This window comes from Halobacillus sp. ABH2_015 (assembly GCF_056158945.1).
In genome coordinates, this window is the sequence record NZ_JBSWUG010000002.1 from 3,167,897 (window position 1) to 3,194,011 (window position 26,115).

Consider the following 26,115-nt stretch of genomic DNA (forward strand, 5'->3'; position numbering starts at 1 on the left):
CCTTTTTATTTTTTCATAGCAATGAATGGATACGTACCTCCATTGGTCTTCTGCATAAACCGGTGGGTTTCTTTAAATCCAGCTCTTCGGTATACTTCGACCGCCCGCTGATTGAACTCAGCAACACTCAATGTAAAAAAACGGGCCCCATAGTGGCGCTCTGCAAAACTCAAACCAGCTTCCATAAAGGAATCTCCCTTCCCCTTTCCCGTTAGATCCGGGCGGAGTCCAAGACCTACATCCACCGTTTCTTCAACAGTCGGATGAAAGGTGAAGAAACCGATCAGCGCGCCTTCCCTATAGGCGCTGTACGTATGCGGACTTCTCCGATGAGGATCGATAAACTCACGATAATCTTCTTCATCGGCGGTCATATCGTAAAAATCATACGGCGGAGGATAATGCCACGCCGCCATTTCCTCGGCTTCCTGCTGGGTCATCCGGGAAAAAGTGATGGACATTATGACTCCCGCGCATCCCAGTCTTTCTTGAAGCGGTCCATTTTTATATGCAGCTGCTCCACCATTTGATGGACACGCTGAAAATCTTCCCGATCGAGTTCTTCTGGATCCATGCTCTCAACAACCTGATGCAGCATATCAATCCGGTTTTTCACATAACGGAATTGATCGGACGTATTCTCTACAGCTTTTCCCACCGTACATTCCCCCTTTTCTCTATTGTATCGTTTCTTTTATTTTCAATAAACCAAACGGCACTTTCACGCGCCATGAACGGGTGCGGAATGTGCCGTGCTTCAGCTGAGTGATACAAGAAAACCCGTACTACGTGCGATCATAGTACGGGTTTTCTCCTCAATGCCGGGCTCTGCCCTTTAAAATCAGGCTTGCTTTTCTTCCTTTTTACCGGAAAGGAACCAGCCCAGCACTGCAATTAAAACAAGGACAGAATAGAATATAATTTTCCACACTGTCGAATGAGCAAAGTGTTCATCAAGAATTTGAATATTCGGGTGGGCTAGCGTGGATACGACAAGCTTGATACCGACCCATCCCACAATGACAAAGGCGGCGATTTCAAGACCCGGACGGGATTGAAGCAGATTGACGAACACATTGGCCGCAAAACGCATGATGATAATTCCGATCATCCCCCCTGCCAGGATGACACCGAACTGTCCTCCATCCAGACTTCCGACGTTGGGAAGATCCGTTTCTGGAAGAGCAACAGCAAGAGCTACAGCAGCTAAGATGGAGTCGACAGCAAAGGCGAGGTCGGCAAGTTCGACTTTCAACACAGTCATCCAGAAGCCTTTCCCCCGCTCGGAGCCGGTATCTTCCTCTTCCTCCTCTTCCTCTCCGCCGGACCTCCATTTATCAATGAGGTGCTTGATCGAGATGAATAAGAGGTAGGCGGCACCAAGGGCCTGCACCTGCCAGACATCGACAAGGAAAGATATAATGAATAAAGAACCAAATCGTAAAATGAACGCACCAAGCAGTCCATAAAACAGGGCTTTCTTACGCTTTTCTTCCGGCAGGTGCTTTACCATAATGGCCAGAACAAGAGCGTTGTCTGCGGCTAGAATACCTTCCAGACCGACAAGTACAATCAAAACCCAGCCATACTCAATCAACAATTGAACATCCACAGTTTCACTCTCCTCATTTATACAAGCTGCCATTAAAAAATGGCCCCGACCAAAGTGGTCCGGGCCATTACATAGACCTTTACCACTGTGGGTAAAGGTCTCGCTAACAACGTACGTTGCCAATAAAGCCGGGGATGACTCCCGAAATGACGACTTTATTGTACCAGCTACTCCCCTTTAGGAATGCTATATCTTTCTTAATCATAGCATGAAGCCTTTTTTTGTCAATCATTCCCGCCCACATTATGGAATCACTTTAGTATGGGGACGGGACGGAATCCTTATACGTGGTTCATCAATCGTTTGATCCATTCGGGATAACACGCGTCCATCAGGCTTTCTCTTCAAATAAACGGGTGGTTTCGACGATGACCTCAGCCGCTTTTTCCATACTCTCCAGAGATATGTACTCATACTTTCCGTGGAAGTTTTCTCCCCCGGTGAAAATATTCGGCGTAGGAAGTCCCATGTAGGAAAGCTGTGACCCATCCGTTCCTCCGCGGATCGGTTGAATGATGGGCTTCACACCTTTGTTCTGCATCGCTTCTTCAACGATATCAACAATATGACGGACCGGTTTGATTTTGTCCCCCATGTTGTAGTACTGATCCTCCATTTCTACAGCCACCCGCTTTTCTCCAAGGCGTTCATTCATGTCAGCAGCCAGACCATGTAACCGCTGCTTTTTCTCCTCAAATTTTTCTTTATCGTGATCCCTCACAATATAGGAAAGCTCAGCCCGATCCACATTCCCTTGCAGGCCAAGGAGATGGTAAAAACCTTCATACCCTTCTGTATGTTCAGGCGCTTCTTCGGCTGGAAGCTGATTTTGGAATTCCAGAGCAAGCTTTACCGCGTTGACAAGTTTATTTTTTGCCGTCCCCGGATGCACACTGTTTCCGTTAAAGATGAGCTTGGCGCCTGCTGCATTAAAACTTTCATACTGAAGTTCACCGAGCGGACCTCCATCAACGGTGTAGGCGTAGGAAGCACCAAAACGGTCGACGTCAAATTTGTGGGGGCCTCTGCCGATTTCTTCATCCGGTGTAAACGCCACACGGATTTTTCCGTGCTTGATTTCGGGATGTTGAATAAGATGATTCAGAGCCGTCATAATTTCAGCAATACCTGCTTTATTATCGGCCCCGAGCAGGGTCGTTCCATCCGTTGTGATCAACGTCTGCCCTTTATAGGCGGTAAGTTCAGGGAAATCTTCCGGGCGAAGCTCCACCTCTTCATTCAAAGGCAGCACCCCTCCGTCATAGTTTTCAACAATTTGAGGGTTTACATGTTCGCCGGTAAAATCGGTGGCTGTATCCAGATGAGCGAGAAAGCCGATTACCGGCACCTCTTTTTCCGTATTTGCAGGAAGGGATGCCATCACATAAGCATGGTCATCCACACTGACTTCACTCATCCCGATAGCTTCAAGTTCTTCGACAAGCTTATGAGCAAGCTCCCACTGCCCTTCCGTTGAAGGGGTACGGCCGGTAGTTTCATCGGATTGAGTATTCATTTTTGCATAGGAAACTAAACGTTCCAACAATTCTTTTTTCATCATTGATGCTCCTCCCATGTCTCTTTCGGGTAAACTTTCATACAGGAAAAGTAAATCTATTGCTTCCCCCCCGAAATTTGGTATCCTTATTATAACGAATATGCACGAACGTCTGAAAGCTGGAGCATCCAGCTTTTCTTCATTCTACATAAAAAGGTGTGTCTTATCTGTGGTCCAAAAAAAATGGTTTCAAGCCATCGTTACTGCCATCCTGCTTGCTCTGTTGATTTTACTGCTGCATCAAATTCAGTTTTTCTTCGATCCGATCATGACCTACGTCGGAGCCATCGCCTTTCCTTTAATCGGTGGTGGGATTCTGTTTTATTTATCCCGTCCCTTACTAAAACTTCTGGAACACTACAAAGTGCCGAGAATTCTCGGAATTGTCATCATCTTCCTATTGTTCATTGTTCTCGGTTACATCATCACCCAGTTCATTGCTCCAATCGCCCAGGAGCAGTTCACCCGGCTCGTAGATAACATTCCGGATATGGCTGAAATGATTGGCGAAGGCGTAACATACTGGCAGCAGAATCAGGACATTATACCAAGTCAGTTCAATGCGACCATCGATAATGTGGCCAACAATCTGGAAACATATCTTCAGGATGCCTCCACGGTGGTCATCAACGTCGTCAGCCAGTTGATCAGTTTTGTGTTCGCTCTTGTCCTGATCCCGTTTTTCCTTTTCTTCATGCTGAAGGATGGTGACAAACTGATCCCGTTCATCAGGCAGTTCTTAGGAAAAAGAGCGGGAAAAAGCTTTGCTAAACTGGCTCACGATATCGATCATACGCTTCATTCCTTCATTCTCGGTCAGCTGACGGTCAGTATCGTTGTCGGTCTGCTGCTGCTTGTCGGATATTTAATCATCGATCTTCCATACGCTCTGACCTTGTCTTTATTTGCCATGGTGATGAATGTTATCCCATTCGTCGGCCCCTTCCTGGCCGTGGTACCAGCCATCCTTGTCGGATTATTCGAAGACCCCATCCTGGCTGTGTGGGTGGCCGTCATTACCATTATCGCTCAGCAGCTGGAAGGGAATTTTGTTTCGCCAAACGTCATGGGTAAAGCATTGAGCATCCATCCGCTTACCATCATTACCTTGATTCTCGCAGCTGGAAGCCTTGCCGGCTTCCTCGGATTATTGTTTGCTATTCCCACCTATGCGGTTATCAAGACAATTGTCCGTCACTTCTATCAGGAGTGGCTTGAACGGAGAACAGCTGATCACAGCTGATTATACAAACGCTCTGACCCGCTATTGTTTACAATAGGGGGTCTCCTTTTTTCATTCCATATCACCGAAGCGAGGGATTTTTTATGCATAAACCAAGATTATGGACCCGGCCTTTTATCTTTCTCATTCTTGCCAACTTATTTACGTTTATGAGCTTCCAGATGCTGCTTCCCAACCTGCCTCCGTATATCGAGTCGATTGGCGGCAGCACCCTTGAAGTCGGATTGATTACCACCACCTTCGCTTTTGCAGCGATCGTGATTCGTCCGTTTATTGGTCACCTCCTGATGACCCGGGCACGGAAACTGCTCATCCTCATCGGTGCCGGGGCCCTGCTCCTCCTGACGATGATGTATCCTGTGACACAGGTGGTCTTCTTCCTGCTGGTCATCCGCTTCATCCACGGCCTTGCGTGGGGATGGTCGACGACGGTCAACGGAACCGCCGCTGTTGACATCGTCCCAAGACGCCGTGTAGGGGAGGGGATGGGCTATTTCGGTTTATCCGTTACCGTCGGAATGATTATGGCTCCAAGTCTCGGTATCTACTTGTATCAGAACTATTCATTCTCTCTACTCATATGGATTTCCGCAGCACTCGGAATCATTGCGCTTCTTTTATTTTCTGTCACCCGCTTCACCACGCCTGAGCAGGTGTATGAAAACCAGAAAAATCCGCCTCGCTTCTCCTTCAAGGATGCATTAATCGAAAAGAGAAGCTGGTACCCGGCTCTCGTCACGATTCTCAACACGTTTGGTTACGGAGCGGTTGTTACCTACATTGTCATCTTCGGTAATGAACAAGGACTGGACGGAACGTTTCTTTTTTATTTCTTTAATGCCGTCCTTGCTACTGTGTCACGTCCCATAACAGGACGGTACTTTGATAAGCGGGGACCATGGAACTTAATAATCGTCTGTTCCGTCATATCTTTCATTGCCATGTGGGTGCTGGCAACAGCGGATTCGAATCTGGACCTTATTATCGCAGGAGCTTTATTCGGAGCCGGCTATGGATCCATGATGCCGGCACTCCAGGCCTGGGTCATCTCCAAGACCTCCATCGAGCGAAGCGGGATTGCCAACGGGATGTACTACTCCTCTATTGACCTTGGCATCGGTGCGAGTGCCCTCATCCTTGGGTTTATCTATCAATTTGTGAACACAGCTGCCCTGTTTAAACTATCCAGTTTTCTCTTTTTAGTCGTCATGGTGCTGACGATCATGGACTTAAAAAGGCAGACCGAACCGTGGCAGTCGCCTCAATAATAAAAGCCCCGCATCTCTGCGGGGCTTTTTCGTTATTCGGCTGCATTGATTTCTTCAATCAGCTTATCAAGAACTTCACCATCTACCGTGGATACTTCGTTGCGGTAGAAGTCGCGGACAGGTTCAGCCTTTTCTTTAAAAGCTTCACGCTGTTCGTCAGACAGCTCTACAATCTCTGTCGGGTTTTCCGTATCGTTCTTAATCGTTTCTAAATATTCTTCGTTCTGCTTCTTCTGTTCTTCAAATACCCAGTCCTGCATCTCCGTTACGGTTTCATCCACCATCGTTTTCATTTCTTCGTCAAGGCCATCATACCAGTCAGTGTTCACAGTAGTCATTGCCACGTAATTGTTATGATTCGACATTGTCATGTAGTCCTGTACTTCGTTGAAAGAAGCATCTCCGATGAAGAAGATCGGGTTCTCCTGTCCTTCCACTGTGCCACGGTCCAGGGCTGTGTAAAGCTCAGACCAGCTCATTGGTGTCGGATCAGCTCCATATGCTTCATAGGACTTCAGGATCAACGGAGACGTCTGTGTACGCATCTTGAAGTTTTCGAAATCCGCAGGTTCGGAAATCTCCTTACTGGATGTCCACTGCATCGCGCCTTCAGACCAGAAAGAAAGCGGCGAAATGCTGTGTTCCTCGTAAAGCTTACGAAGGTCTGTATTCAAAGCTTCGCTGTCGTTCAGGATATTCTGTGTCTTTTCTACACTTTCAGGAAAAAGGAATTGGAGCGCAAAGATTTGTCCTTCTTTCACCATATTCCCTGTGAACCCTGGAGACATGACAGCCATTTCCACGGTACCGCTCTGCAGCTGCTCGACCTGGTTTGTTTCACTACCGAGCCCTCCGAATTCATACACGTCGATATTAACAGCACCGTCGGATTTTTCATTCATACGCTTGGCAAACTCCTGGGCGTATTCATACTGGACCTGTCCTTCCACTTCCTCTGTTACGAACTTCCAATTATACGTCTGTCCGTCTCCCCCGCTGTCACCACTGCTGTCGTCACTGCCTCCACAGGCAGCCAGCACCAAACTGATCAACCCTAGAATAAGAACTGCTAATCCATTCTTTTTTCGAATGAGAATGACCTCCCTTTGTATTTAAACTCTCCTTTTCCTAAAGAAGGAAAAGTGACAGTTCGTCAAAAAATATGAGTAAGCCTGAGATGGCAAACAAAATGAGAATATACGGCGGTGTGCCCTTGATAACCTCCAGGTACGGTTTATTGAAGACCGCACTGGCTGTAAAGATATCTACTCCAAACGGCGGCGTAGCTGATCCCAGAGCCGCCTGGAATGTGATGACGACTCCGAGGTGGACCGGATCTATACCAGCACTCATCGCAGCCGGGTAGAAAATCGGCGTCAGGATAAGAATGACGACGATCGGGTCTACAAACATACAACCGATAAAGAAGAAGATGGTGACCATCAAGAGTACGTAAATGGCACTAGGATCGGTTCCAAGGACAGTTTCCGTAATCATCTGAGGAATCCGTGCAAAGGAAATGACCCATGTAAAAGCCTGCCCGCCGGCGACAAGGACAAAAACGGCTGATGTAACAAGCCCTGTAGACCTGGCGATTTTCGGGAGCTCTTTAATATGTACGGAGCGATAGATGAACACCTCAAGAATAAAGGCATAGAGCACTGAAACCCCCGCTGCTTCCGTAGGACTGAAGAGTCCTGTATAAATACCCCCGATAACGACAATTGGAAATCCGAGTGGCAGAATCGCTTTTCTTGTCATCGTCCACCGTTCGCTCCAGCTCGCTTTTCCTGCCAGCGGAATATCGGCCATTTTAGCGTAGATGATGCTGTAGACCGCAAAGCTGATGAATACGATGATCCCGGGAATGATACCAGCAATGAACAAGTCACCGACAGAGGTGCCGGAAACGAGGCCGTATATGATCATTCCAATACTTGGCGGCACAAGGAGTGCGACGTCACTGGAATTGATAATTAAAGCGATGGCTGATGGATCTTTATAACCGATTTTCAGAAGACGCTCTCTCATCGGCTTACCGATGGCGACTACTGTAGCCTGGGTTGAACCTGATATCGCGCCAAAAAGCGTACAGGCAGCGGCTGTTGTTACAGCGTAGCCTCCCCGGATATGACCGATGAACGATCCGATGAAGTCCAACAGGCGGTTTGATGTCTTCCCTGTAGTCATAATATCGGCAGCGAAAATGAATAAAGGTACAGCTAGTAATACGTAAGGTTCGATTCCTGTAGAGAATTGCTGCATGAGGATCATGGGGTCCAATGTTGGGAAATAGATAAACATGATGACTAATGGAGCTGCCATCAGTGGAATCATCATGGGAAAGTTTAAGAATAAAAGCACCACCATGATAATGAGCATAGTCGCGATCATATCGTTATCCTTTCTTGTATCCGATTTTTATAAATGCGTTCCTTCCAGATCATTTGTATCTTCGTCGTTGTAGTCCTTGACATCGGTTCCCAAGTACACTTCATCCCGGTTCGTAATGTTGATCCACATGTTTCTAAGGAACTGGATGCCTCCCAGCAAAAAACCGATTGGAATGAAGATGTAGAGGTAATAGGCCGGCATTTCCAGTGCTGAAGTCACTCTTCCTGACTCATACACGTCCTGTACATAAAGACTCGAATAATAGGCCAGGACAAACAGCACGGCTGCTGTGCCAAAGGGAATGAGAATAGAAAGGAATTTCCTCACCTTAAAGGGAGCCAGATCATAAAAGGCGGACATGCTGATATGTCTTCCTTTACGTGCGGCATAGCTGATCCCCATAAAGGTTGCTACGACAATGGCAATCTGGCTGACTTCATCAGCAAATGGAGGCGAATAGCTGAAAAGCGCCCGGCTCAGCGCCTTTCCAACGACCATTAAAGCAATAATAATAACCGCGTAGCTTAATATAAACTCTTCAATTTTTAATATGATTTTGTCTACTGCCTTAAAAACCTTCAAGTATGTAATCCTCCTAAATAGATCGAATGTAGTAGTTTTCAGGCCAATTACTAAACATCATACCGGAACCACGAAATTCACTCAAATCAGTATGAACAGAATATTTTGTACTAATTAACCAAATGGAGCCGCCAGATGGAAATGGATGGGTGAGAGTCCATTATGGTGCCGATAGCTCGTTCTAGATAAAGAATCCTTCAGTTTACCGCTTACATTTACAAAATATAACAGATTTATTTTTTAATTTTTATGAAAATGATAAACGATGGAGTCACTGATTTTCTTATAACCGATTTTTTTATAAATGGAGTTTGAGGTGGGATTGGCGAGATCTGTGTATAACGAGCAGAAGGTGTATCCCTGTTGAAGAAGATTCTTCGTTAAGTGCCAGACCGCCTGGGTGGCATAACCCCTTTTTTTAAAGGAGTCCGGTGTGAAAACCGCGTTGATGGTTGCCCCGTTTTTTGTTGTCCTGGCCCGACCTGCCATCGAAACCGGGATTCCATCCACCAGCCATAGAAATAAGCGCTGATCCCGGATGAGACTCTCTGTAAGCTCCGCGGCCCTTTCAACAACAAGGGGTTCATCTGTTTCTTTTCCGTACTGGATCATCCATTCCACCACCATGGAGTGGTGGGACATGTCTGCGCCCTGGAGCTTACCGCTGCTCTGAGGAATGTCATTCAATTCATCGAGGCGATGGACGCCCTGCTGCACATGGACCCGGGGGATGACAGAAGTCAGCTGCGTCCATTCTTCTACAAATGCGGCGGTGGATTTTTCATCTCCGATGACACCCGGCACTTCGCATTCCTGGTTATATAGATGACGGGCTGCTGCTTTAATGTAAGGAGTGGCATCTCCTCGTACGCTCGGCAGAATCCACAGATGAGGGGGTGTGCGTAAAGCCATGTATTCCGTCTTTTCCCCCTTCGTGATGCGGAGGGTGTAACAGGGGCCCTCTTCCCTGCCAAGCACGAAACGCTCCAGTACACCTAAAGGCAGATTATTTTCAGCTTCTCTTTGCAAGAGGAGTGGTTCCACCTTGGACAAGAACTCTTTAGGACTTTCGTCATTATGAATGATCATCAATTCTTTCCCCTTCCCCTTTAACTCTAAACTATTTTTTGTTAAAATTCTGAATATAAGATTGTTTTTCCATTATACGTTGTCAATAAATGGAGAACAAGATGAAAAGGAGTGATCCTGTGACTGAACAGGAAATTCGTGACCAAATCGCCTTCTTAAAATCAGACTATGTCCGAATCCAAGGCGATCTGGATAAACTGGAAGCCGCCGGTGGAAACATCCAAAATGCTGAACAGCAGCTCGCACGGATGGAAGAAGAATTAAAAGTATTAAATAAGAAGCTTGCAGAAGCATAATAAAAAGGAGAAGCCGGTACCGGCTTCTCCTTGTTTTGTATAGAATCCCAGTGCATCCTCTTGTCTTCAGAAATTCTGACCATTCCGTTTCCCGGAGGAACGTCCAAGTCTCCCAAGAAAAAACTCCATGCGGGTTCATGGACGTCCGTTTTTCCGGAGGAATGTTCTTTCATAATCGAAAATACGAACCTTCACTTAAGCAACCATAAAAGTTTTCGTATCCTGGCAGGGTCTCCATTACCTGTGCATGAACGGTTTTTGGACCATTTTAATAACTGTTAAGATCGTTTTCTGCTTATAATTCCGAACCGGACCATGCCGGCGGCGAGGAGCGTTCGGTGGTGACGCCTGCGGGAACAGCACGAGCCGAAGATCCACTTGGTCAAGTGGTTTCCTTGACCAAGTTAGCTGAGGCCGTGCCCGCGGCAAGCATCCACCGATAAGCGGAACGCTGTTTTCTCCACGACCTTACATCCACTTTTTCCAAAGTCAAACTTTGACTTTGCTGCTTTATGATTTTCTCTCTTCCTGGTTCTTCCTCTGGCCTTCGAGCTTTTCCTGAATTTTTTCGAATTCCTTGCTCGGAGGCATTAAGGAAACGATCACATCCCCATTTTCAGGACGGAACTCCATCCCCGGTGTAAAGAATTCAACTTTACCGGAGGTCCGTTTGGCGAATAGCAGCATCGCATGTTCATCCATATTCTTCCGATAATCTTCAAAAGAATATTGAGCCGTCAGGGTTGTTTTTCTGAACACATACCCATTTTCAACCCGGGCGTTCAGTTCTTCCCACGAAGCTCCTTCTTCAAACAGAACACGGCCTCCAATTGTATGAACAAGATCTTCCAAATTATCCCCTTCCTTATTGGAGAGGCTCAATTGGAAAGAGTTGTTCCGGCCAAATTCCGGCACGAATGTCGTACAGACCAGTGCATTGTAGGAATCCAGTTCTGTTGCCGCCACGAGGTATTCATAAGGCGTCATGTCGAGATAATATTCCGTCTGTTCAGAAAGGATCTCCCCGTGATAGGAGGCAATGCCTCTGGAACGCGCCCGTGACAGGCGCTGCCAGGAAGAGTCCGTAAGAAGTACCGGGATTTTCAAGTCTTCCAGCGTTTTTGCCAGGCCTGTTGTGAAGGCACTTCCTCCTGCAATCAACACCCCAGGCGGACCTTCCATAGACAAGCCCAGTTTTTTAGCGAGCCAGCCGATGGAAAATCCATGAGCCACAACTGTCGTAAAGACAAGGGCAAAGGTGAGGGAGATCAGTATGGATGCATCTTCATATCCACCTTCAAGAAGGATACTCGCAAAGTAACTGGCAACCGTAAGGGCCACAATTCCCCTTGGAGCAATCCAGCCTACGAGCAGTTTTTCTGATTTTGACAAATCGGTCCCGATTGTCGACAGGAAGATCGACAACGGACGAACGATAAATAACATCAGAAGGACAAAACCGATAATCCGGATATTAAAGATCTCCACCAGTGTATCCACCGTTAAGGAAGCTGTCAGCATGATAAAGATTGTTGAAATTAACAGCAGGGAGATATTTTCCTTAAAGTGCCTCATGTCCGCAATGGATGAAATATGCATGTTGGCAAGGGTCATCCCCATAGCTGTAACAGAGAGAAGACCTGTCTCATGCATGACTTCATCCGCTCCTGTAAAGCAGGCAATGACCACTGCGAATACGACAGGCGACTTTAGAAACTCCGGCACGTAGCCGGTTTCGAACATCCACCCTACGCCTTTTCCGCACAGCCAGCCAAGAAAGACTGCGAAAGCTGAAGCTAAAAAGAACATAAGCAGGGCCGATGGGTCATTGACAGTTAAAAACACAATGATTTCAAATGCGAAAACCGCAAGAAGCGCTCCGATCGGATCGACGATAATCCCTTCCCATTTAAGAATCTTGGCGGGTCTGGGTTTCAGTTTCGCCTGCCTGAGCAGCGGGAGGATTACGGTTGGTCCGGTTACAATAAATAAACCGCCGATCGTAAAGGCGACCGCCCAGGACAGCCCGGCAACATAATGGGCAGCAAAGGAACCGAGAATCCAGCTGAAGAATGCGCCGAACGTAACAATCCGGAACACCGGCCTCCCCAGTCCCCGAACTTCCTTAAAGTCAAGATTCAAACTGCCCTCAAACAAGATCACCGCAACAGCCAGGGAAATAATCGGTTTATAAAGATCCCCAAAGTCCTGTTCCGGATTCATTAAGTTAAATACAGGTCCAGCCAGCAGTCCGGCTATGGACATGACTACGATAGCCGGCAGACGGAAGCGCCATGCCACCCATTGAGAGCCGACGCCGAGAAAGCCAACCAGGGTCAATTGCAGTAACAGCGAATCGATCATGTAGTAGTCTCCTTATCTTCTATGTTTATCAACAGCCGTGATTGATGTATAGCCATATTCTATAACCCGGTTTTCCTTCTGTAAACTAACTTATCTTATCAGTTTTATAAAAATATCATGACATTCTTTCCCTGGTAATCTTAACCGTTTAAATTTTCAGACAAAAGGGTTGACATGGTATTCCCACCCTGATAACATTACTCCGGTGCTAATTGAAATTTCTTAAAATTTTTGATGGATCCCACGCCTATCGTCACTTCCAGACAAGCTGTGCTCATGTCTGGATAGGAGCGATTTTTTTTACGCAGAATATATAGACACCCTTGAGGAGGAAGCTGCTTTATGAGAGCCAGAGATACGCTGTTTATCGGATTTACACTATTTGCCTTATTTTTCGGCGCCGGCAATTTAATCTACCCTGTTACATTAGGAATTGAATCAGGAACGTCTTATACACCTGCTATTCTAGGGTTCGTCATAACGGGAGTCGGTATTCCCATCATCACAGTGGCTGCCATATCCCTTGTTCAAAACGGCGCGGTCCAGCTGGCCGGACGCGTGCACCCTCTGTTCGGAATTCTTTTTACTTCCATGGTGTATTTAGTGATCGGACCTTTCTTCGCCATACCAAGGGCAGCCAACGTTGCCTTTGAAACAGGCGTAGCGCCTTTTGTGAACGGAGAATCCCTGACGCTCTTCATCTTTACCATCGTCTTTTTCCTGCTCGTGTATTTATTGAGCCGCAACCCTTCCAAATTAGTGGATCGTATCGGTCAATTTTTAACACCTGCTCTGTTTCTGGCTATTGTCGCCCTTGTAATCGGCAGCTTCTTCGCCCTTGACGGTCCCATACAGCCGGCAGGTGAAAAGTATGCGGCCCAGCCATTCTTTACCGGCTTTGTGGAAGGGTACCTGACCATGGATGCCATCGCATCCCTTGCTTTCGGAATCCTTGTCGTATCATCATTCAGGGACCGCGGTGTTACAGAGCCCAGGCAGGTGACGCTCTCCACATTAAAAGCGGGGCTTGTCACAGCCGCCGGTCTGACTTCCGTTTATGTGGCTATCGGCTGGATTGGAGCTAAAATGGCGGTAGAAGGTACGTATGATAACGGAAGTGCGATCTTATCCGGGGCCGCCCAGATCATGTTTGGAGATACCGGTACCGTCCTTCTCGGTGTTATTGTCGGTTTGGCCTGTCTGACCACCTGTGTTGGACTGACCGTCGCCTGTGGACAGTTTTTCTCGAAGCGTGTCCGGAAGCTGTCGTATCATTCCGTCATTGTACTCGTGACCATCGTCAGTCTCGCTATTTCCAACATCGGGTTAAACCAGATCATTTCCTATTCTGTACCCGTCTTAGTGTTCGTCTACCCTATTACGATCGTCCTTGTTGGTCTGACATTCATGAGCCGGCTGTTCAACCACTCTTCCTATGTGTACCGTGGAGCCATCATTCTGACAGCTTTCATCGGGCTCTATGATGGACTGGCAGCATTCGGAGCCGATGTTTCCGCGATTACCCCGCTTATCAGCCGCCTTCCCTTTTATGAGCTGAACCTGAGCTGGTTGTTCCCGGCCATTATCGGTGGTCTTGCCGGCTGGCTGTATCAAACCTTCAAAGGGCAGACGAGAACGACAGAGAGTTACCAGAAATCTTAAGTATTAGAAAATCCCTCTTTCATGAAAGAGGGATTTTTTTTATTACTGATCAATGAGCGTGACGCTGACTTTCACGTCCAGGTTCTGTCCGCCCCCGCGATAAACCCCCTGCAGCGGGCTGACATCTGCATAGTCCCTCCCCGTACCGATACGGATATGCTGCTCAAGGGCTTCTACATTATTGGTCGGGTCAAGACCGACCCAGCCGATACCCGGAATCATGACTTCCACCCAGGCATGTGTAGCGGCATCTCCGACTAAGGCAGAGTCTTCCCCTACGTATAAATACCCACTTACGTAACGGGCGGGTATTCCCTGGGAACGGAGGACGCCAATCATAATATGGGCATAATCCTGGCAGACACCTGCACGAAACGGCCAGGACTCATACGCTTTCGTACTCACCTGGGTCGTACTTGTATCATAACGGAACGACTCGTGAATGTACTCCATCAACCGCAGGGAATACCGGACAGGGTCCTGCATCGGCCCAAGAATATCCTTGAATTCTTCAATCTGTTCTTTATATAAAAAAGTATAGGGCGTCTCATTAATATAAGCCAGGTAATGATTCCGGAACAATTCTGAATGGAAAATCGACTGCATCTCATCCGAACATTCAATCATACGGATGAATGGACTTTTTTGAATACTGACGGTGGAAATCGTTTTAAGAGTAAGGTGTTCATGTTTTTCCGGAATAAAAAATGTTTCCACATGGTTTCCCCATAAATCGATATGTTCCTTTGTCATGGAGGACGGCGTAATTTCCGTCCGGTAGGCAAGCAGACGCTGACATTCATCGGTTCTCGGTTTAAGCCGGATGTGATTCATGCTCTGGTCCACGAAATTATCATAATAGAAGGTATTGGTATGTTCGATTTGAAACTTCACTGGGTATTCCTCCTGATTGTTTTCTATTTCACCCGAACAGGTTCGATTAAGTAGTAGGTTTCCGAAAACATCCGGCTTAATGTCATACAGCGGTCCTGGAAGTGGTCAAGGAACTGCATCAGTTCTTCCATGCCCATATCTTCAATCGATGATTCTTCGATTTCATTTTGAATCACTTCCAGCATTTGAAACAGGTTTTCCGAGTAGTGTGAGACTTTCCCATCCTCCAAATTAGTCACAGCCTCAAGGACATGATCCATACAGTACTGAATCGAGCGCGGGAAATTCCGTTCCTTAATAAGGAAGCTCAACACATTTTTCGGCTCCATCGTCGGTGGATGTTCTTTAATATAGGCATCATACCCATTCAGAAAATGGAGAGCCGTCAGCCAGTGGTAATAATGATGAGTGCCCCCGTCGGTTTCCTTACGGTTTTTCTCACAGGTAACGTTCAGGATGCGCGCCATTTTTTCAGCCCGCTCCAGCCATTTTCCGATTTTGATGAATGAATAAGGCGTACCACGGCTCATGCTTGATTCAATCACTCCCTGGGAGGTCATGGATGTCTGGATCACCCGGTTTAAATACTGCTGGGTATGATCCCTGGTGTTCGGAAGCTCCTGCCAGTCTTTTTGATCGAGGTGGAACTGATTCAGCACTTCCCATAATTCTTCGGGAAGGATGTCCCTTGTCGCCCTTGCGTTTTCCCGGGCGTAATTCATCGTGTGCATCAGGGAATTGACGTTGAGCGGACTGATCGTCAAATACTGGATCATCGTTTCCCGATCCATCCGTTCATAAAAACTGTAGTAATCCGCTGTAGAAGCACAGACTTCCAGAATTTCCTCCCATTCCTTGTCCAGTGCATCTTTGCTGGAAGCCTCCAGCATATGGATCAGCTGTACTTTCAATACCCGGGCATTGTTCTCAGCCCTCTCGATATTTCTGGACATCCAATACAGCGAATCCGCTACCCGGCTAAGCATGTTGATCACCACTTTCTGAAAGAATCCATGTATCCTTGCCGCCTCCACCCTGGGAAGAGTTCACGACGAGCGATCCTTCCTTCAAGGCTACTCTGGAAAGTCCGCCTGGAAGGACGTTCATCTGCTCACCGCTCATGATAAAGACACGGAGGTCCACATGACAGGGATAGAAGCGTCCTTCCTGATACGCAGGAGCTCTGGATAATTTAATGGTCGGCTGGGCAATATACCGGCTCGGATTCTCCACGATCTTTTTCCTGAAGATTTCCTGTTCGCTTTCATCGGACTGTGGACCGATAAGCATATCGTATCCACCGGAAGCACCGACATTTTTAATCACCAGCTGGTCGATATTCTCCAGTACATAATCGAGACGCTCCGGATCACTGAGAAAATATGTTTCCACATTGGGAATGATCGGATCCTCATCGAGATAGAAGCGGATCATGTCCGGAACATACACATACATGGCCTTATCATCAGCCACGCCGTTGCCGATCCCGTTCAAAATCGACACATTCCCTTTCTTATACGCTCTCAATAATCCGCTCACACCGAGCATGGAGTCAGGACGAAAGGCTTCAGGATCGAGAAAATCGTCATCAATCCGGCGGTAGATGATATCCACTCTCTGCAGACCGCGGGTCGTTTTCATATACACCATATCATCCTTCACCACCAGGTCACGTCCTTCCACAAGCTCGATCCCCATCTGCTGGGCAAGAAAGACATGATCATAATACGCAGAATTATAGATGCCCGGGGTCAGCAGAACAGCTGTCGGTTTCTTCCCGGGCTTGGCATTCAACGGCACCTGTGTGATCAAGGACTGGTGAAGTTCAGATAATTGATGTTCCAGTGTCTCAATAGAATGCTGGTTGAACAATTCCGGATAGACCTGCCTCATGACATACCGGTTTTGAAAAACATAGGACATGCCTGATGGATTGCGCAGGTTATCCTCCAGCACCCGGTACTCTCCGTGCTCATCCCGGATCAGGTCCACCCCGGCAAGGAAGATATGATTGTTCAGCGGCACGCGCACCCCGCCGATCTGCTTATCATAATAGTACGGGTTGTTTTCAATCAGATCCCTCGGAATCACACCGGCTTCCACGATACGCTGTTCATGATAAATATCATCGAGAAAGTGGTTGAGCGCCGTCATCCGCTGCTTCATGCCTTTCTCGATCTTTTCCCAATCTCCGCGCGGGATAATAATCGGCACAAAGTCAAAGGGCATCGTTCGTTCCGTCCCTCCGGTATGACTGTAAACCGTAAAGGTGATCCCCTGCCTGAGAAAATTCAACTGAGCGGTTTCATGTTTATTCATCAGCTCTCGTTCATTAAATTGATGGACCAATTGATAAAACCATTGGTAATGACTTTTGGGCTGTCCATCTTCCTTCATCATTTCATCAAAGTAGACACCCGTTTTATAATTGGTTAACACGACCTCTCCTCCGTTTCCTATGTAATCACTATCCTTTACCCTAAGTTAACAAAGATTAGGCCGAAATTGTAAGAAAATTAGTACATTTAACAAAAAGCCCCAGAATTCCTCAAAATTCGAGGTTTCCTGGGGACACACTCTTATTTCATTGTAATGACGATTTTACCTTTGGCATGGTGGCTTTCACTGATTTCATGAGCTTTACGAAGTCCTTCCTGGGAGAACGGCAGCTCATGGCCGATCACAGACTTCAATGTGCCTTCTTCCATCATCTTACCCAGCTTGGAGAGCTGTTCTCCGTTCGGTTCCAGCCAGACAAAACCAGTCTTGATGTTTTTCTCGGCCGCCTTCGTTTCATCAGGGGGCTGGACGATTGACGGAAGCTTCCCTCCTTCTTTCAGAACCTGAAAGCTTTTTTCCTGAATGTCTCCGCCAAGGGTGTCGACAACGATGTCAAAATCCTGCAGGACCTCAGAGAAATCCTCTTCTTTATAATCAATGAAGCGGTCCACTCCCAGCTTCTCTACCCATTCCCGGTTTTTGCCGCTCGCAGTGGCCGCAACATATGCTCCGAGATGTTTGGCAATTTGGACAGCGTAATGGCCCACTCCGCCTGATCCCGCATGGATAAGTACACGATCCCCTTCTTTAATATCCGAAAAGTCGACGAGGCACTGCCATGCTGTAAGACCGGCCAGAGGAACAGCGGCCGCTTCTTCGAAAGTCACTCCCTCAGGCAGCGGTGCCAGCAGATGTTCATCCACAGTTGTGTACTGGGCATATGTTCCGAATCTTGTCGTATCCGGTCTTGCGAATACCCGGTCCCCCGGTGAAAAATCCTTCACATCCTCTCCTACTTCGGTAATGACCCCTGCGGCATCCCATCCAAGAATAATCGGAAATTCGAAAGGAACCGCATCTTTCAAGTACCCTTCACGCAATTTCCAATCAATCGGGTTAATGGAGGTTGCCCGGACATCCACGACCACCTGCTTGTTCTCAGGTACAGGGTTTGGAACTTCTTTCTCAACGAGCTGCTCCCGACCTCCGTACTGTTCAATGATGACAGCTTTCATGATAAAACCGACTCCTTTTTTGAAGATTGATCCAGGTTAGTTTTCCCCTATATTTTCACGTGAAACATGGTAAGATGTGAGGAGAACGATTACATTAAAGGATGATTCACATGATGGAACAGGCCGAAAAAATTTTAATGCAGTATTACGGATATTCTTCCTTCCGTCCGGGACAGGAAGAAGCGATTGAACAGGTGATGAACGGGCAGAACACCCTCGCCGTCATGCCGACCGGGGGCGGAAAGTCGCTGTGCTATCAGATCCCGGGACTTGCGCTTGAAGGAACGGCTGTCGTCATATCGCCATTGATTTCGTTAATGAAAGATCAGGTCGATGCCCTGCTTTCCTACGGGGTGGCTGCCACCTACATAAACAGCTCCCTTACGGCAGAAGAGCAGCGGACACGACTGAGAGATATGGAAAAAGGGCGCTACTCCTTCATTTACGTCGCACCGGAACGATTTGAGACTCCTTCCTTTCTCTCCGCTGTAAGCAGGATCCCTCTTTCTCTAATTGCTTTCGATGAGGCCCATTGTATATCCCAGTGGGGACACGATTTCCGACCGAGCTACCGTTCCATCGTCCCGACGCTTAATAAAATTCCGAACCTCCCTGTACTCATGGCTTTGACAGCGACAGCCACCCAGGAAGTCGTGGCCGACATCAAACAGCTGATCCATGTCGAAAACGGTCATGTGATCAACACAGGGTTCGCAAGGGAAAACCTGGCTTTTCGTATCGTTAAAGGAAGAGATAAGCGTGAGTTTATTACAGAATACATGAGCCAGCTCCCCAATGAGTCCGGTATCATCTATACCGCCACCCGGAAAGAAGCCGACCAGCTGCACTATATTCTCGAGAAAAAGGGCTACGCAGCAGGCAGGTACCATGCCGGTATGACAGAGCATCAGCGGAAACAGGCACAGATGGATTTTGTACAGGACGAGACCAAAGTGATGGTGGCCACGAATGCGTTCGGGATGGGCATCGATAAATCCAACGTCCGCTATGTCATCCATTACGCTATGCCGATGAATATAGAATCCTATTATCAGGAAGCGGGACGTGCAGGAAGGGATGGCGAACCCGGTGACTGTATCCTTCTTTTTGCGAGTAAAGATATTAATCTGCAGAAGTTCCTGATCGACCAGTCGCCTTCTGAGGAAAAGAAGAAAGAAGAGTACGCCAAACTGCAGGCGATGACGAATTACTGCCACACCCATACGTGCCTGCAGAAGTATATTCTGGAGTACTTCAACGACCCTGTCCCCTATGAACGCTGCGGAAAGTGCTCCAACTGTACACATAATGGAGAAGTGGAAGACCGCACGAAAGAAGCCCAGATGGTGCTGTCCTGTGTGAAACGCATGGGAGGCGGATTCGGGGCAGGTCTGACAGCCAAAGTGCTGAAGGGCTCCCGCGACCAAAAGGTGAAGCAGTTCGGTTTTCACGAGCTTTCCACCTATGGGATCATGCCGAAAATTACGGAGAAGGAATTAACCCAGTTTATTCACTTCCTGACGGCTGAAGGTTATTTAACGGCCGGATCAGGGAAATACCCTTCCCTCCAGCTCACCTCAGAAGCAGCAGCTGTCCTCAAAGGGGATAAACCTGTAGAAATGCTCGTGGAAACTGCCGCCGTCCAACAGTCAGGTGAATATCATGTGCAGTATTTTGAAGAACTGCGGCACTTAAGGAAGCAGCTGGCTGATGAAGCCGGACTTCCGCCATACGTCATCTTTTCTGATGCCACCTTGAAAGAATTTTCCAATCACCTGCCCCGAACGAAAGAAGAGATGCTTCAGATGAAAGGGGTGGGAGAGCGGAAGTACGAGCAGTACGGCGAGACATTCCTGGAAGTGATCCGGCCGTGGTCCGAACAAACCGAATCAGCCCCAATCCCGTCACGCCGGCCGGAACCGAGAGATCCCTTTGATGACAGGCCCAGCCACATCGTAACGTTTGAGCTGTGGAAAAGCGGCAGTCACTCTATCCGGGACATTGCAGATCAGCGCGGCATGAGTCCGCAGACGATTGAAAACCACCTGTTCCGCTGTGTGCAGGAAGGAGAAGATATTTCGTGGGACTACTGGTTTGATGAAGAACAAGAGGAGCAGGTCCTTCAACATTATCACAAGCTCGAGGAGAAAAAGCTGAAGCCGTTGAAAGAAGAGCTTCCGGACACGTTTACGTATTCCATGATAAAAGCTGTATTAATCAAACACCGTTACCTGAACAGATAAAAGGAGGAATGGGATGATTACCCTGGATGATGTAAGAAAATGGGACGCAGATGATGAACTGAATGAATATAAATCGGAATTCTTTTTAAAAGAAGACAGCATTTACATGGACGGCAACTCTCTTGGACTGTTGTCCAGGCGTTCCGAATCTGCTCTGCAGCAATCTCTTAATGACTGGAAAGCGCACGGCATCGAAGGATGGACACAAGCTGACGAACCGTGGTACTACATGTCGGAAAAACTCGGACGGATGACGGCTCCTCTCCTTGGGGCTTCTCCGGAACAGGTCATCAACACAGGATCCATTACGACAAATCTCCATCAACTGCTTGCGACCTTTTACAATCCGGAAAAAGGGCGGACAAAAATTATCGGGGACGAACTAAACTTCCCCTCCGATATTTATGCTGTCAAAAGTCAGATGGCCCTGCACCACCTTGACCCTGAGGAGCATTTTATACAAATCGCCAGCGCTGATGGGTATACACTGAAAGAAGAGGACATTATCGCCCAGATGAAGGATGACGTAGCTCTTCTCCTGCTGCCTTCCGTTCTGTACAGAAGCGGGCAGCTTCTTGATATGAAAACCCTCACCCACGAGGCTCACAAGCATGGAATTCTTGTATTGTTTGATCTTGCCCATTCCATCGGCGCTGTTCCGCATCAGCTGGATGAATGGGAGGTGGATTTCGCTGTATGGTGTACGTACAAATACTTGAACAGCGGCCCCGGTGGTACAGGTGGATTGTACGTAAACCGCCGGCATCTCGGGACTCATCCCGGACTTGCCGGCTGGTTCAGTTCTGATAAAGACAAGCAGTTTGATATGGATCACGATCTGACTCCCTCTTCCAGTGCCGGTGCTTTCCAGATTGGAACCCCGCATATTTTAAGTTCTGCTCCGCTTCTCGGATCTCTGGAAATGTTTTTGGAAGCAGGCATCGAGGGAATCAGAAAGAAGTCACTGGCCCTCACCCAATTATTCATGGATTTAGTTCATCAGGAATTGAAAGGCCTCGGGTTCACCCTGGGTAACCCTGTGGAGAAGGAGCGCCGGGGCGGTCACGTCTGCCTCGTCCATGAAGAAGCGGCCAGTCTCTGTAAAGCACTGAAAAGCGAAGGGGTCATTCCCGATTATCGATCCCCGAATGTCATACGGCTCGCCCCTGTCGCTTTCTACACTTCCTACGAGGATGTGTTTAAGGTTGTCATGACCATCAAACAAATCGTACAGGAAGAAAAGCATAAATCATTTAAAAATGAGCGGGATATTATCGCTTAGGAGGATACCGATGAAGTGGATGGATATCAGTATGAAACTGGATGCAGGCACCCCGCCATGGCCGGGGGATGAACCTTTTACGTATGAAATCACTTATGCAATGGAAGACACCGGATCTGTCAACGTGGGGCAGTTCAAAGGCAGTTGTCACATCGGAACACATGTCGATGCCCCTTTCCATTATGATCCCTCAGGGGCCCGGATAGCAGATCTGCCTGTCGACCGTTTCGCAGGAAAAGCGGTGGTCGTTCATTTGGACCGACCGGAAGTCATTCATAAAGAACAAGTGATGGATATCGATTTGACAGAAGTGGATAAAATCCTCTTTCGTACAAACAGCTGGCCTGATCGGTCCGCTTTTCCTTCTTCCTACTCAGTGATCGGAAGTGACCTGGCTGCTTACCTTGCTGAACAAGGCATTGATCTAATCGGCGTCGATACTCCTTCTGTTGATCCAGAAACGAGCAAAGACCTCCCTGCCCATCACAGTCTCTGCGCCCATGATCTGCTCATTCTTGAGGGTCTCGTCCTGGAAAACATCCAGCCGGGCATCTATGAGCTTATGGCCTTCCCGTTGAAAATGACTCAAGCAGACGGCAGTCCGGTACGTGCGGTGCTGAGAAACCTGTAATGTTGCAGTAAAAAAGGTGGACGTCAAAAGACGTCCACCTTTTTTATCTTTATTTTTTTGAAATCCGTTGTTCCACAGCCATGATCTTCGCCACTTTCGGCGCCAGCCAGATCATAGGAAGCAGAAGGAGTGACACAGGAACGGCAGTCACCACAATAAAGTTCTGCAGCTGTGTAATTCCGCTGTCTCCTGTAATCAGAAGAATGACAGCAATCGCTCCCATAAGCACAGCCCAGAATACACGGAGCCATGTCTGCGGGTTACCTTCTCCTGTCACGGCCATAGCAATGGTGTAGGACATGGAGTCAGACGTTGTCACAACGAATAGAATCGTCAGAATCAAGAAGAGCGGTGATACGATTTCCGCCAGTGGGAACTGTCCGGTAATCGCAAACATCGCTGCCGGGTTTCCTGCCTCATTCAAAGCGTTTGAAACCGATCCCGGATTCTCCATTTCGAAGAATATTCCAGATCCACCAAGGACAGTAAACCAGAACGTTGAAATAACCGGAGCGAATACAGACACCGCTATGATAATTTCACGGATCGTACGACCTCTGGAAATCCGGCTGACAAGAATGGCCATCATTGGACCATACCCGATAAACCAGCCCCAGAAGAAGACGGTCCATAGAGATAACCAGCCTTCATCCCCGCGGTACGTACTCATAGGAATGAACTGATCCACATAATAACCAAATCCAGATAGGAAATGGTTGATAATAAAGCCGCCGGGACCAAAGATGACGATGAAAATCATTAGTCCAAGAGCAAGACGGACGTTGAAACTACTCAGCATCTGGATCCCTTTATAAAGTCCGGACACAGCTGAAATCGTAGAGACAAGAACGACAACCAGGATGATTGTAAATTGCGTACTGAATGTATTAGGAATTCCGAAGATTTCCTGCAGTCCATAGCTGGCCTGCAGACCAAGGAATCCGATCGGACCGATTGTTCCTGCTGCCACGGCAATAACAGCAAACGCATCAATCATCGTTCCAAAGAAGCTGCTCCGAAGCTTTTCACCAAAGATTGGATAAAGCAGGGTCCTCGGCTTCATAGGCATCCCTTTTTGATAGTGTCCGTACATCATAACGACAGCACTGATCGTACCTAAAATCGCCCAAGCAAGAAAGCCCCAGTGCATGAAGCTCTGAGCAAGTGCAGGATCAATTGCCGCTTCTGTGCCCGCTTCTACTCCGGACTGAGACGGCGGTGCAGTAAGGAAGTGCCACATCGGCTCAGCAGCAGCCCAGAAGACGCCTCCGCCAGCCAGTAGTGTAGCCATGATAATTGAAAGCCATTTATACAAACCGATTTCCGGTTTATCCATATTACCCATTTTTATTTTTCCATATTTAGAAAATCCAAGCCATATACCGACGAAGAAGGTCGCCAGCATCAATACCTGCCAGAACGCACCAAAATAAGTGGCTGACCAGGCAAAACTTTCACTTACAACTGTTTCTATAAACGAAATGTCGATAAGAGCAATAATCACGAAGAGTGTCAATAAGCCTCCACTGATTGCAAATACAGGCCAGTCTATCCGGCCTTTCGATTGTTTATCCATTTTGATCTCCTTTTGATAATGGTGTTACTTTCTCGGAGGAAAGCACAATAACTGACTCTAACATTACCCCTATTATGGTGTAAAGAAAAATCTTTTATCCGGCCGATGAAAAGGTCACTATTGTGACCTTTCAATCCCGTACCTCCACTTTGTGGTCTTCCTGCCGGCGCTGACATTCCCTGCAAAGATTGATGTCTTCCTCTGCCCCGGAAACGAGCGGCTTTCCACAGCGTGAGCATTCATCGTGACGGTTGGGGTTTGCTCCAAAGATGTTCATCTCATATCCGTCGCCCACCATAGGACCCTCTCCTTTTTCGTATGCTGTTCTTTGTATTCCCAACGTTTTTCATTTTAGTCCTTTTGCGGCCTGTTTTGCTGCCATTAACCCTGAAAGCGTTACGCCGAGTGTTCCGGCACCCGGAAAAACGGTATCCCCGCACTGATACAAATCAGGGATGCCGGTTCTTATCGAGTAACTGGACAGCCAGCTGTATTTTCCAGCAGGTGCATAACCGCCTACCTTCCCATCTTTACGGCGCAGCCATTTTTGAAAAGTGACGGGTGTACCCGGCAGGACAAGGTCAAGCTGATCAGTGAACCCTTCAAAATAGTGCTCCACGGTCCGTATGAGTTTCTCCTTCATCCAACGCTTTTCGGCTTCATAATGGCCGGACTCCCACCAGGGAGAAATGTCGGTATGGGTGGACAGGGTGAACGAACGCTTCCCTTCGGGGGCCATCAAAGGATCCTCCGGGTCCGATAATGACAATAAGAACTGTCCGCCATTATGGAGGTCATCCGGATGATCGGGATCGATAAACTGATGGTACAGCACATCCGTATTTTGGAATACGTCTGCGTCTACACCGCCGTGAATAATATACGCCCCCCAGGCTTTCTTTGCTGTTTCTTTCCGGGGACGAATATAGGACTGTGAGCTGAGGTCCTCTGTTAACGTGTCATGAAGGTTGTGAACAGAATTGTTCAGGATGACCTGACGGGCTTGAAAGGTGGAATTCCTTTTGGAATGAAGGATAAACCCTGCCTCTCCTTTTTCTATGGAGTGAACCGGATGCCTCATGAGAATGGACCCGTCATGCTCCCGAATATAGGCAGCCAGTTTATCAGCAGCTTCAGCAAGACCACCGTGGACGGCAAAAGCACCTTTATGAAACGTTTGAAGAGCAGCAAAACCTAAAAAGGCAGGACATTTTTCTACACTCGTCTGTACACTGTCCATTAATTCACCATTTAAAAACGTCCTAAACATGCGATGCTGATCCAGCCCATGTTTTTTAAGCCGGTCCTCCACGGTTTGTGTCATATAGGGAAGCAGCCGGAGAGAATTTTCATTCACAAGCGTCAGAAGCTGAGCATAGTCCCCCCATGTCCTTGGAGGAAACACCGGAAGCTTGTCTGTCAGCTGATCCACCAGATGTCCTACTTTGAACACTTCATCATAGAAATTCTCAAACGTGCTCCCGGGTCCTTCAAAAACCCGGGCCATCTCTTTATACCACTCATGCCGGTCACGGCAATAATGAATGATGCGATCCGGAAGGTGGACATCCATAATAATATCCAGCTTTTTCATTGACGGTTTCTCAATCCCCAGCCGTTCAAATAAGCTGTCCAGTACACCTCCGGGCTCAAACCCCATCCCAACGGTAGCACCGGATTGAAAACGATAACCATTCCTCTCGAATTTACCCGCGCTTCCGCCCAGTTCGTTGGACGCTTCAAATACGACGACCTTATACCCTCTATAGGTTAAATCCGCAGCGGCTGCCAGTCCCCCGAAACCAGCCCCCACAACAGCAGCATCATAGATCAAATCGGCCACCTCCTTTTTTTATTCATTCCCCTAATCGGCCGATGTTTAAAAAGAAAGCAGCCGATTCAATAC

23 protein-coding genes are annotated in these 26,115 nt (G+C 47.7%); 7 read left to right on the forward strand and 16 right to left on the reverse strand.

All coding sequences use genetic code 11. The features are described from left to right. Positions 1 to 5: 5 nt before the first annotated feature. From ACXAD6_RS16495 to pepT, 4 genes are all read right to left on the reverse strand, one after another. Positions 6 to 461 carry a GNAT family N-acetyltransferase gene (locus tag ACXAD6_RS16495; protein WP_474969813.1) on the reverse strand — a complete coding sequence of 152 codons (456 nt, stop codon included), beginning with the start codon at positions 459 to 461 and terminating at the stop codon, positions 6 to 8. Continuing rightward, complete coding sequence (locus ACXAD6_RS16500) at positions 461 to 658, reverse strand: SE1561 family protein (RefSeq protein ID WP_027953328.1); 198 nt, start codon at positions 656 to 658, stop codon at positions 461 to 463. Before ACXAD6_RS16500 ends, ACXAD6_RS16495 begins: the two co-directional genes overlap by 1 nt. Positions 659 to 841: 183 nt before the next feature. Continuing rightward, positions 842 to 1,612 (reverse strand): TerC family protein, encoded by a 771-nt coding sequence (locus ACXAD6_RS16505; protein ID WP_474969814.1) that lies wholly within the window; start codon positions 1,610 to 1,612, stop codon positions 842 to 844. A 331-nt stretch (positions 1,613 to 1,943) separates the two neighbouring features. Beyond that, positions 1,944 to 3,170 (reverse strand): peptidase T, encoded by a 1,227-nt coding sequence (pepT, locus tag ACXAD6_RS16510; RefSeq protein WP_474970448.1) that lies wholly within the window; start codon positions 3,168 to 3,170, stop codon positions 1,944 to 1,946. Positions 3,171 to 3,339: 169 nt separating this feature from the next. On the opposite strand from pepT, the gene ACXAD6_RS16515 reads away from it, so the two are divergent. Further along, positions 3,340 to 4,413, forward strand: a complete 1,074-nt coding sequence (locus ACXAD6_RS16515) for an AI-2E family transporter (protein ID WP_474969815.1) — start codon at positions 3,340 to 3,342, stop codon at positions 4,411 to 4,413. An 83-nt stretch (positions 4,414 to 4,496) separates the two neighbouring features. Beyond that, positions 4,497 to 5,681 (forward strand): MFS transporter, encoded by a 1,185-nt coding sequence (locus tag ACXAD6_RS16520; RefSeq protein WP_474969816.1) that lies wholly within the window; start codon positions 4,497 to 4,499, stop codon positions 5,679 to 5,681. 32 nt (positions 5,682 to 5,713) lie between these two features. Here ACXAD6_RS16520 and ACXAD6_RS16525 read toward each other — a convergent pair whose 3' ends face one another. From ACXAD6_RS16525 to ACXAD6_RS16540, 4 genes are all read right to left on the reverse strand, one after another. Continuing rightward, complete coding sequence (locus ACXAD6_RS16525; RefSeq protein ID WP_474969817.1) at positions 5,714 to 6,733, reverse strand: DctP family TRAP transporter solute-binding subunit; 1,020 nt, start codon at positions 6,731 to 6,733, stop codon at positions 5,714 to 5,716. Positions 6,734 to 6,809: 76 nt separating this feature from the next. After that, on the reverse strand, positions 6,810 to 8,075 hold the full coding sequence (locus ACXAD6_RS16530) for a TRAP transporter large permease (protein WP_224869181.1): 1,266 nt from the start codon (positions 8,073 to 8,075) through the stop codon (positions 6,810 to 6,812). A gap of 27 nt (positions 8,076 to 8,102) precedes the next feature. Further along, the gene (locus tag ACXAD6_RS16535) at positions 8,103 to 8,657 is read right to left on the reverse strand and encodes a TRAP transporter small permease (RefSeq protein ID WP_027953335.1); all 555 of its coding nucleotides are present in this window, start codon (positions 8,655 to 8,657) and stop codon (positions 8,103 to 8,105) included. 240 nt (positions 8,658 to 8,897) lie between these two features. Then, a complete protein-coding gene (locus ACXAD6_RS16540; protein WP_474969818.1) occupies positions 8,898 to 9,746 on the reverse strand; it encodes a GNAT family N-acetyltransferase in 849 nt (282 codons plus the stop codon). 119 nt (positions 9,747 to 9,865) lie between these two features. Between ACXAD6_RS16540 and ACXAD6_RS16545 the strand changes: the two genes are divergently transcribed. Continuing rightward, positions 9,866 to 10,042 (forward strand): SE1832 family protein, encoded by a 177-nt coding sequence (locus ACXAD6_RS16545; protein ID WP_281658913.1) that lies wholly within the window; start codon positions 9,866 to 9,868, stop codon positions 10,040 to 10,042. Positions 10,043 to 10,552: 510 nt separating this feature from the next. On the opposite strand, the gene ACXAD6_RS16550 is transcribed toward ACXAD6_RS16545, so the two are convergent. After that, positions 10,553 to 12,406 carry a cation:proton antiporter gene (locus tag ACXAD6_RS16550; RefSeq protein ID WP_474969819.1) on the reverse strand — a complete coding sequence of 618 codons (1,854 nt, stop codon included), beginning with the start codon at positions 12,404 to 12,406 and terminating at the stop codon, positions 10,553 to 10,555. 342 nt (positions 12,407 to 12,748) lie between these two features. On the opposite strand from ACXAD6_RS16550, the gene brnQ reads away from it, so the two are divergent. Next, positions 12,749 to 14,068: a branched-chain amino acid transport system II carrier protein gene (brnQ, locus tag ACXAD6_RS16555; RefSeq protein WP_474969820.1), complete on the forward strand. Its 1,320-nt coding sequence runs from the start codon at positions 12,749 to 12,751 to the stop codon at positions 14,066 to 14,068. Between the two features lie 42 nt (positions 14,069 to 14,110). On the opposite strand, the gene ACXAD6_RS16560 is transcribed toward brnQ, so the two are convergent. The 4 genes from ACXAD6_RS16560 to ACXAD6_RS16575 all read right to left on the reverse strand — a co-directional run bounded on the left by ACXAD6_RS16560 (position 14,111) and on the right by ACXAD6_RS16575 (position 18,477). After that, positions 14,111 to 14,962, reverse strand: coding sequence for a transglutaminase family protein (locus tag ACXAD6_RS16560; RefSeq protein ID WP_474969821.1), 852 nt, complete (start codon positions 14,960 to 14,962; stop codon positions 14,111 to 14,113). 23 nt (positions 14,963 to 14,985) lie between these two features. Beyond that, a complete protein-coding gene (locus ACXAD6_RS16565) occupies positions 14,986 to 15,948 on the reverse strand; it encodes an alpha-E domain-containing protein (RefSeq protein WP_474969822.1) in 963 nt (320 codons plus the stop codon). Next, entirely contained in the window at positions 15,941 to 17,401 is a 1,461-nt protein-coding gene (locus ACXAD6_RS16570; protein ID WP_474969823.1) for a circularly permuted type 2 ATP-grasp protein, read from the reverse strand. Before ACXAD6_RS16570 ends, ACXAD6_RS16565 begins: the two co-directional genes overlap by 8 nt. A 140-nt stretch (positions 17,402 to 17,541) precedes the next feature. After that, positions 17,542 to 18,477 carry an NADP-dependent oxidoreductase gene (locus tag ACXAD6_RS16575; protein ID WP_474969824.1) on the reverse strand — a complete coding sequence of 312 codons (936 nt, stop codon included), beginning with the start codon at positions 18,475 to 18,477 and terminating at the stop codon, positions 17,542 to 17,544. 110 nt (positions 18,478 to 18,587) lie between these two features. Between ACXAD6_RS16575 and recQ the strand changes: the two genes are divergently transcribed. From recQ to kynB, 3 genes are read left to right on the forward strand one after another with little or no spacing between them, the layout of a single operon-like run. Further along, positions 18,588 to 20,720 (forward strand): DNA helicase RecQ, encoded by a 2,133-nt coding sequence (gene recQ / locus ACXAD6_RS16580; RefSeq protein ID WP_474969825.1) that lies wholly within the window; start codon positions 18,588 to 18,590, stop codon positions 20,718 to 20,720. A 13-nt stretch (positions 20,721 to 20,733) separates the two neighbouring features. Continuing rightward, the gene (gene kynU, locus ACXAD6_RS16585; RefSeq protein WP_474969826.1) at positions 20,734 to 22,002 is read left to right on the forward strand and encodes a kynureninase; all 1,269 of its coding nucleotides are present in this window, start codon (positions 20,734 to 20,736) and stop codon (positions 22,000 to 22,002) included. 10 nt (positions 22,003 to 22,012) lie between these two features. Then, on the forward strand, positions 22,013 to 22,633 hold the full coding sequence (gene kynB / locus ACXAD6_RS16590) for an arylformamidase (RefSeq protein ID WP_474969827.1): 621 nt from the start codon (positions 22,013 to 22,015) through the stop codon (positions 22,631 to 22,633). 49 nt (positions 22,634 to 22,682) lie between these two features. Here kynB and ACXAD6_RS16595 read toward each other — a convergent pair whose 3' ends face one another. The 3 genes from ACXAD6_RS16595 to ACXAD6_RS16605 form a co-directional block, all read right to left on the reverse strand. After that, complete coding sequence (locus ACXAD6_RS16595) at positions 22,683 to 24,209, reverse strand: BCCT family transporter (RefSeq protein ID WP_474969828.1); 1,527 nt, start codon at positions 24,207 to 24,209, stop codon at positions 22,683 to 22,685. A gap of 130 nt (positions 24,210 to 24,339) precedes the next feature. Further along, the gene (locus tag ACXAD6_RS16600; RefSeq protein ID WP_474969829.1) at positions 24,340 to 24,507 is read right to left on the reverse strand and encodes a hypothetical protein; all 168 of its coding nucleotides are present in this window, start codon (positions 24,505 to 24,507) and stop codon (positions 24,340 to 24,342) included. Between the two features lie 48 nt (positions 24,508 to 24,555). Continuing rightward, positions 24,556 to 26,043, reverse strand: a complete 1,488-nt coding sequence (locus ACXAD6_RS16605) for a phytoene desaturase family protein (RefSeq protein WP_474969830.1) — start codon at positions 26,041 to 26,043, stop codon at positions 24,556 to 24,558. Between the last annotated feature and the right edge of the window lie 72 nt (positions 26,044 to 26,115).

Coding starts and splice junctions, on each gene's coding strand:
- ACXAD6_RS16495 (WP_474969813.1), bottom strand. CDS start 461: ATGTCCATCACTTTTTCCCGGATGACCCAGCAGGAAGCCGAGGAAATG.
- ACXAD6_RS16550 (WP_474969819.1), bottom strand. CDS start 12,406: ATGATCGATTCGCTGTTACTGCAATTGACCCTGGTTGGCTTTCTCGGC.
- brnQ (WP_474969820.1), top strand. CDS start 12,749: ATGAGAGCCAGAGATACGCTGTTTATCGGATTTACACTATTTGCCTTA.
- kynB (WP_474969827.1), top strand. CDS start 22,013: ATGAAGTGGATGGATATCAGTATGAAACTGGATGCAGGCACCCCGCCA.
- ACXAD6_RS16595 (WP_474969828.1), bottom strand. CDS start 24,209: ATGGATAAACAATCGAAAGGCCGGATAGACTGGCCTGTATTTGCAATC.
- ACXAD6_RS16565 (WP_474969822.1), bottom strand. CDS start 15,948: ATGCTTAGCCGGGTAGCGGATTCGCTGTATTGGATGTCCAGAAATATC.
- pepT (WP_474970448.1), bottom strand. CDS start 3,170: ATGAAAAAAGAATTGTTGGAACGTTTAGTTTCCTATGCAAAAATGAAT.
- ACXAD6_RS16520 (WP_474969816.1), top strand. CDS start 4,497: ATGCATAAACCAAGATTATGGACCCGGCCTTTTATCTTTCTCATTCTT.
- ACXAD6_RS16530 (WP_224869181.1), bottom strand. CDS start 8,075: ATGATCGCGACTATGCTCATTATCATGGTGGTGCTTTTATTCTTAAAC.
- kynU (WP_474969826.1), top strand. CDS start 20,734: ATGATTACCCTGGATGATGTAAGAAAATGGGACGCAGATGATGAACTG.
- ACXAD6_RS16540 (WP_474969818.1), bottom strand. CDS start 9,746: ATGATCATTCATAATGACGAAAGTCCTAAAGAGTTCTTGTCCAAGGTG.
- ACXAD6_RS16600 (WP_474969829.1), bottom strand. CDS start 24,507: ATGGTGGGCGACGGATATGAGATGAACATCTTTGGAGCAAACCCCAAC.
- recQ (WP_474969825.1), top strand. CDS start 18,588: ATGATGGAACAGGCCGAAAAAATTTTAATGCAGTATTACGGATATTCT.
- ACXAD6_RS16575 (WP_474969824.1), bottom strand. CDS start 18,477: ATGAAAGCTGTCATCATTGAACAGTACGGAGGTCGGGAGCAGCTCGTT.